The organism is Candidatus Sericytochromatia bacterium, from assembly GCA_035285325.1.
GTDB lineage: Bacteria > Cyanobacteriota > Sericytochromatia > S15B-MN24 > JAQBPE01 > JAYKJB01.
In genome coordinates, this window is sequence record JAYKJB010000025.1 from 19570 (window position 1) to 27084 (window position 7515).

At 69.6% G+C, this 7515-nt stretch carries 6 protein-coding genes; all 6 read left to right on the top strand.

The annotated features are described in order from the left end of the window. The first annotated feature begins 126 nt into the window (after positions 1-126). The gene (locus VKP62_04465; protein ID MEB3196437.1) at positions 127-1662 is read left to right on the top strand and encodes a hypothetical protein; all 1536 of its coding nucleotides are present in this window, start codon (positions 127-129) and stop codon (positions 1660-1662) included. 155 nt (positions 1663-1817) lie between these two features. Next, positions 1818-2684, top strand: coding sequence for a GGDEF domain-containing protein (locus tag VKP62_04470; GenBank protein MEB3196438.1), 867 nt, complete (start codon positions 1818-1820; stop codon positions 2682-2684). Positions 2685-2746: 62 nt separating this feature from the next. Next, positions 2747-4963, top strand: a complete 2217-nt coding sequence (topA, locus tag VKP62_04475; protein MEB3196439.1) for a type I DNA topoisomerase — start codon at positions 2747-2749, stop codon at positions 4961-4963. A gap of 57 nt (positions 4964-5020) precedes the next feature. Further along, on the top strand, positions 5021-5656 hold the full coding sequence (locus tag VKP62_04480) for an acyltransferase (GenBank protein ID MEB3196440.1): 636 nt from the start codon (positions 5021-5023) through the stop codon (positions 5654-5656). A gap of 4 nt (positions 5657-5660) precedes the next feature. Beyond that, positions 5661-6629: a magnesium/cobalt transporter CorA gene (corA, locus tag VKP62_04485; protein ID MEB3196441.1), complete on the top strand. Its 969-nt coding sequence runs from the start codon at positions 5661-5663 to the stop codon at positions 6627-6629. Then, a partial coding sequence (locus tag VKP62_04490; protein ID MEB3196442.1) for a hypothetical protein occupies positions 6626-7515 on the top strand: 890 nt, incomplete at its 3' end. The genes corA and VKP62_04490, both read left to right, overlap by 4 nt.

The following is a 7515-nucleotide window of genomic DNA, read 5'->3' on the forward strand; positions in this document are numbered from 1 at the left end:
ATTCCCTGCTCGCACGGAAGGTCGCCCCGCTTCGGATCGACGCGTGGAATCGTGACGGGGCGCGTTGAAAAATCGCGCACGCTGGAACAAGATTGTCACGTCCCACCTGGTGTTTGTGAGCCGAACGTGTTTTCTCAGGTCACCCGAGACCCGCCCTATACCATTCTTTCTCCCCTGCGAGGCCAGTACCCTGTCCAGGCCCTGGTGCTTGGACCGCGCGGGCGTTGGGCCAGTGTCGACCTGCTGCCGCGGCTGAGCATCGTCGAGCAGGAAGACCTTTCTGAGGAACAGGCCGAACAGGTGCTGCGCCTGGTCGGGAAACACCGCGACACCCTGCTCACGGCCTGGTCCGCCCCCGCACCTCACGAACCCGCGACCCAGGCCGGCCCGCGTGCCACCGGCGTGAGCTTCGATCCGCGCCGTCGGGTGCTGACCTTGCGCCTGGCGACCGGGGCCGCCCTGCGCTGTCCGGCCTCCATGGTGCCGGGGCTGAGCCAGGCCGAACCCCTCGATGCCATGTCGGTCAAGGTGACATGTGGGGGGGCCGTGCTGGCCTGGGAACGTCTCGATCTGTACGTCCGCCTGCAGGACCTGGCCCTGGTCGCCACCGGGGGGCCAGCCTGGCAGGACCGCCTGATGCGCAGCACGCTACCCGAGTGGCAGGTCTTGCATGTGCCGAACAACGGCAAAGCGGCAGCGGAGGGCGCCGCGGCCCCAACCGAGGAAGACCAGCCCAAAATCCGCTCCCTGATCGGATTGATTCTTTACCGCGAGGGCCTGCTCACGATCGAGGCCGTGCAGGTGATCGCCCAACGCCAGCAAGCGATCCGGGCCGAAGGCGGGGACCGCTCATTTGGCCAGGTCGGGCTGGAGTTGGGCCTGCTGACCCCGGAACATCTCCGCTTTGCCTTGCACCTGCAGGACCGCCTCGCCCACGCGCCGGCGGGCGGCAAACCCTTGGGCATCCACCTGCTGGAGAACGCCACCCTCACGCCGAGCCAGCTGATCAGCGCGCTGGGCGAACAGGACGACACGGGTGAGCGGCTCGGCGAGATCCTGGTGCGGCGCGGCATCATCAGTGCTCACACGCTCTCCACCTTCATCGAACGCCAACGCCAGGCGCAGCCAGCCGCGAAGGGGCCCCCCCCCGAGGCCAGCGAAGCCCGAGGCGTGGCTGCCCCCGCAGACGAGGCCGATGAGGGCGAGACGCCAGGGGGTTCTCGCGGCGAATCGGGTGCCGTGGAGCCGCCTCCCGCGACGGGCGAGGTGATCCGCTTCCGCTCGCTGCTGGGCCTGATCCTGGAACGGGAGGGGTACATCACCCAGGCTCAGGTCCGCCACATCATCGCCGAACAGGACCGCGAACGCGCCGCCGGCAAACATGTGACCTTCGGAGAGATGGCCCTGCGTCAGAAACTGCTCACGGCGGAACAGCTGCGATTTGCCATCAACCTGCAAAAACGCCTGGCCTACGACCCCGGGCGCAACAAGCCGCTCTGGGCGACCATGCTGGAGAACGGGGTCCTGAAGCCTTCCCAGATTCACCTGCTGCTCGGCGAGCACGAACGCACGGGCCGTCCGGTCGAACAGCTCATGGTCGACCAGGGCCTGGTCAGTGAGGGGATGTTGCGCGTCTTCCAGGAGATGCACAGCAGCCGCTGAGCGTGCCAGCGAGGCCGGTCGATGTCACCCGAGCATCGCTGCAAGACCAGGCCCCACGTTACGTTGGCGGGTTTGGTCACGGACAGCGAGCCCTTCGCTCGGCTAGGCTGGCCATGCTTGTGTTCTCGGATGACCGATCCGTCGGGGAGGGCCCCTTGGATCCCACAACGACCTCGGGGCTTGCCCCTGACAGGGCGCTCTATCACGCCTGGCTGGTGGATGGAGAGCCGGAATGGACGCTCACCCGCGTCACCTCGTCGATCTTGCGCGCCGACAGCCCGGGCGCCGTGCTGCTGGCGCGGCGCGCGGCGCTTTCCGCAGTGGAGCGACGGGCCCAGGACGCGCCCAGCCAGCCGCTGCCGGAGGCGGATTGGCTGCATGCGATCGATGCGCTGGCCGCTGCCGCGCTGGAGATTCTGCGGCTGAGGGCCCGCTGCGACCTGCGCGACGCGGATCTCGAAGCCGCCCTCGCGCGGCTGCGTGACGCCGAGGAAGAAGCCAACACGGATGTGCTGACGGGCCTGGCCAACCGGCGGAACTTCCTCGAGCACGCCGACCGCCAGGTGGCGATCGCCCAGCGCTACGGCAGCCCGCTGGCCGTGCTGCTGCTGGACGTGGACCATTTCAAGGCCTGCAACGATCTCTACGGGCACGCCGCGGGTGACGTGGTGCTGCGCCAGGTGGCGGCCACCCTCAGCGCGGAACTGCGCCACTGCGACCTGGCCGCCCGCTACGGCGGCGAGGAATTCACCGTGCTGTGCCCCAGCACGGACGCGCAACAGGCGCTCCAGCTGGCCGAGCGACTGCGGCAGGCGATCGAGGACACGATCCTGCTCGGCGGCGTCAGTGGCGTCGAGGTCCCACAGGGCGTGACGGTCTCGGTCGGCGTGGCCACCGCCCAGACCGGGCAGGACGCGATCGAGCAGATCCTGCAACGCGCCGATGCGGCCCTCTACCGTGCCAAGCGCGAGGGCCGGAACCGGGTGGTGAGCGCCGACTTCGGCGGCATCCCCTGCCTCTGAACGGCCCCTGAAAACGACGCGACGCCCCCCCGGCGCGGCGCTGGTTGACGTAACATGGGGGGATGCCGCGTCGTGCTCAGACTCCCCCCCGCCCTGCCGCCTCGCCTGCCGCGCGTGGCGTCGTGATCGTGGAATCGCCCAACAAGGCCAAAACACTGCGCCAGTTGCTCGGCCGCCAGTGGGAGATCATCGCGACGGTGGGCCACTTCTGCGACCTGCCGGAGCGCAGCCTGGGGGTCGAAGTGGAGAATGGCTTCCGCCCGACCTACGTCTACCACCCGGACCGCAAGGCCGTCGTGGCCCAGTTACGTGCCCTGCGCGAGCGCTACGCGCCGGAAGCGATCATCGTGGCCTCGGACGCCGACCGCGAGGGGGAGGCCATCGGCTGGCACATCGCCCGCACCGCGGGCTTGCGCCCCGAAGAGGTGCAGCGGGCCGAATTTCACGAGATCACGCCGGCCGGGGTCCAGCGCGCCCTGTCGCGGCTGCGCCCGCTCGACCTCGGGCTGGTGGCAGCCCAGGAAGCCCGCCGGATCCTGGACCGCCTGGTGGGCTACAGCGTGTCCCCGGTGGTGCGCGATCGCCTGCCGCACGAACGCGAGGTGTCGGCCGGCCGCGTGCAATCGGTGGCCTTGCGCGTGGTGGTGGACCGCGAAAACGCCATCCGGGCTTTCGTTCCGGAGGCGTTCTGGCGAATCGAGGCGCATTACCCCTGGCCGCAGGAGCCCGCGCGCGAGTGGACCGCCGAGCTGGTCGGGCGTGGCGAGGCGGCCCGCCCGACCCCTCACCCGATCCGCACCGAGGCCGAGGCCCAGGCGATCGCCCAGGCCCTCGCGGCCGTGCCTCATCGCGTGGCACGCCTCGAGCGGAAAGAAAGCAAGCGCCATCCCCCCGCCCCCCTGATCACCGCCACCATGCTGCAACGGGCCTCCGCCCGGCTCGGCATGAGCCCGGAGGAGACCACCCGGCACGCCAAGGGCCTGTTCGAAGCGGGCCTGGTCACCTACATCCGCACCGACGACCCGAGCGTCGCCCCGGAATTCCAGCGCGAGACCCTGGCCTGGCTCGCCAGCCGGTACGGCGCTGAGATCGTTCCTGGCCGCCCCAATCGGGCCAAGGCCAAGGGCCCGCAAAGCCAGGGCGCCCACGAGTGCATCCGGCCAACCCAGCTGGACGACGCCCGCGCGGCCAACCTGACCGGACGAGCGCGCGCGCTCTACGACATGATCCGGGAGACCTATCTGGCCAGCCAGTGCAAACCAGCCCGCTATGACGTCACGGAGGCCTGGCTGAGCGCCACGGCGGAAGCGAATGAGGGCTGGGTCTTGAAGGCCAGCGGTCGCATTCTGCGCGACCCGGGCTTCCTGGCCCTGTTCGGGCACGTCGCCGAAGAGGAGGGCGAGGGCGGCGCCGCCCAGGCGCCGCTGCCCCCCTTGCGCGAGGGCGAGGCCTTCGCCCCCCTCCGCGTCACGCCCAGCGAACACTGGACCCGTCCCCCGGAGCGCTTCACCGAGGCCAGCCTGATCAAGTACCTGGAGGCGCGGGGCATCGGCCGCCCAAGCACCTATGCCGCCATGGTCGAGAAGATCCGGCAGCGCGCCTTCGTGGCCCTTGTCGATCGGCGCTGCCTGAGCCCCACCCCCAAGGGAGAGGCGGTCGATGGCGAACTGCGGCGCTTTTTCTCGGCCATCATCAAGGAGGGCTTCACGGCCGAACTGGAGACCCGACTGGATGCGATCGCACGGCGCGAGGAAAACTGGCGGGCCTTCATGGCGGACTTCTGGGCCCACCTGACGCCCTTGCTCAGTGCGGCCCGCGCCACGCCGCTGGTGCGCTCGGCCGAGCCACCGCCGGCCCCTCCGGAGACTCCCCCGGCGCGCCCATCCAGCGGGCGCCCCCGCCGCCGGGGCGACGCCGCTGGGGCCGCGGCCTCGGGCGGCCGCAAGCCTCGCAAGGCAGGCAAAGGCACCGCCACACGTCCCCGTCGTTCTGCCCCGGAGGCTGCTCTCGACGGGCCGATGCCCCCGTGCCCGCGCTGTCGAGAGGCCTTCCTGCGTCCCATCAGCGCCAGCAAGGACGGACGTCGTTACCTCGTGTGCGGCCGGGACCAACCGGGGCGCCGGCTGTGTGGTTTCATCATGGCCGCCGACGACACGCAAAACCCGGCCTGCCCCCGCTGTGGCGCAGCGACCCGCCGACTTCCTACCGGCGGTTTCGGCTGTGTGCGCTGGCAACGGGAGGGCGGCCCCGAAAGCTGCGACGGCCGCCTCCCGGGTTGAGGTGCCGGCGGCGGCGGGCGTGCGACGCGGGCGTGCGGCGGGTAGACATGGGGCACGATGCCCACCACGCTGCCCGACCGGGAACCGCCCGTTCCGTTGCGAACCTGGCTCGGCCTGCTGAAGCCCGGCCGCTGGGGCCAGTTGCTGAAAAACCTGGTCTACGCGCGCCGCTTCACCTCGCTCGGCAGCCCGATCCTGGTGACCGGCTGGCCGGAGATCTCCAACGACGGAGAATTGCACGTGGGCAAGGGCTTCTCGCTCATGTCCCAGATCGCCCGCATCAGCATCGGCATCTATCCAGGCGCCACCGTGCGCATCGGCGAGAACGTGGTGATCAACAACGGCACGATCATGTCAGCCCGCCTCGGCATCACCATCGAGGATGGGGCCGGCATCGGCTACCACGCCTTGTTGCTCGATTCCGACGGCCACGGCCTGACTCCGCTCGAACCGATTCAGGAGGGTCCCATCCACATCGGCCGCCACGCCTGGATCGGCAGCCGCGCGATCATCCTGCAGGGCGTGACGGTGGGGGAATTCGCAATCGTGGCGACAGGAGCGGTCGTGACGCGCGATGTGCCGCCCTTCGCGGTGGTGGCCGGCGTGCCCGCCAAGGTGGTCAAGCAGCTGGACCCCACCGGCGTGACCTGGCGCTTTCATCCGCCGGAGCGGTTCAGTCCGGGGCGAGGCTGAGCCCGTGATCAACTTTGCCATGGCGCTCGATCGCCGCGACCACGTGCGGCGCGACCTGCAACACCTCGAAGAGGTGCTGCGGCTGCACGAAGACCCGGAAGTGACCGTCTGGGTGGATATCGAGGCGCCGTCCGAGGCTGACTTGGAGGCGCTGCGCGCGGCTTTCGGCTTCCACGCGCTGACGCTGGAAGACTGTCTGCACGCCCATCAGCGTCCCAAACTGGAGTATTACGAAGGCCATGTGTTCTGGGTGCTCTACGAATTCGTAGAGCAGGAGGGCGACTGGCTGAGCCGCGAGGTGATGCTGTTTCTGGGGCCGCGCTTCGTGGTCTCGGTGCATCCCCAGCCCGTCGATTGCGTCACGCTGGCGGCCGAGCGCTGGCGCGCCGTCGCTGCCCTGGAAGGGGAAGAGGCGGCCTATCTGGCCTACTTGATCGTGGATGCCGCGGTCGACACCTATTTTCCGCGCACGGAAGCGCTGGGCGATCGCCTGGAAGAGGTCGAAGCGGACATCGTGACGGGGCAGACCAGCGCGGTCATGCCGGTCATGATGAAGCTGAAGCGCGAGACGCTCGGCACGCGGCGGCTGGTCACGCCCCTGCGCGATATCTTTTTGAGCCTGATGCGAGGACCAGGCTCCCAGTTCGGCAGCAAGAGCTACACCTACTTCCAGGACATCCTGGACCATCTGCTGCGCGTCAACGATGCGCTGGACATTCAGCGAGACGTGCTGGCGAGCGCCGTGGACCTGTACATGTCGGCGATCGCCAACCGCACCAACGAGACGATGAAGAAACTCACGGTGCTCTCCACCATCCTGATGACCTCGGCCCTGATTGCCGGCATCTACGGCATGAACTTCCGCCACATGCCCGAGTTGCACTGGACCTACGGCTACTACGGCGCCCTTGGCCTGATGATGAGCGCGGCCCTGGTGCTGGTGGGCCTGTTCCGCTGGCGCGGGTACATTTGAGGGCCCCGGAGACCCTGGCCCGTCTGCTTCAGGCGGCCCTGCTGACCGCGCTGATCTCGCCCCTGTGGCTGCTCTGGGGACCGGCGCCCCAACCGTCGCCGGAGCTCTGGGCGGACGGGCAGATCGAGGTGGCGGATCGTGCCTGGCTGGTGGCCTGGGGGGTCCTTCCCCCGCTTTTTTACCTCTGGACCGGCCTGCCCTCCCGCTGGCGCCTGCCCCTCTTCGGCGGCTGGTTTTACCTGGCGGCGCTGGTGGGCAGCCTGGCCCTGCTGGCGCATCAAGACCTGGGGCAAGCCATGGGCCACTGGGCCGGCCTGCCCTGGCCCGACCTGGTGGCCGCGGCCGTGCTGCTCGCCCCCGTGGAATGGCTGGCCCGGCGCCAGGGCGCGAGGCCGTGGCTCACGCTCGGCAGCGCGGCCTTGCTGCTGCACGCGCTCTGTTTCAGCCAGGAACACGCCGGGGGCGTGATCGACAGCTTCCACCTGCGCCACACGCTGGATGAATTGCTCAGCTACGTGGCCGGTCGGATACCGCTGGTGGACTACGCCCCGCAGTACACGGCCCTGCTCGGAGCCCCGCTGCTGCTGCTTGGCGACGTGGTGCGGCAAGCCCCGCTGGATGTCACCCTGAGCTACGTGGGCGTGCTCTCGGGCGTCACCCTGGTGGCGTACCTGGCCGGCCAGCTGTGGGCCTTCGGGGGCCGCAGCGCCTGGTTGCACCTGCTGGTGCTGGCCAGCGTGCCGATGGTCAGCAACGGACGAGGCGGCATTCCGCTGTCGTACCACGCCCTGTTTCCGATCCGCTTGCTGCTGCCGGCGCTCACGTTCGCGGCGATCGCCGCCTGGGCCCAGCGCACCAGCCAGGCCGAACCGCGCGTCCGCCAGCT

Coding starts and splice junctions, on each gene's coding strand:
- topA (MEB3196439.1), top strand. CDS start 2,747: ATGCCGCGTCGTGCTCAGACTCCCCCCCGCCCTGCCGCCTCGCCTGCC.
- VKP62_04480 (MEB3196440.1), top strand. CDS start 5,021: ATGCCCACCACGCTGCCCGACCGGGAACCGCCCGTTCCGTTGCGAACC.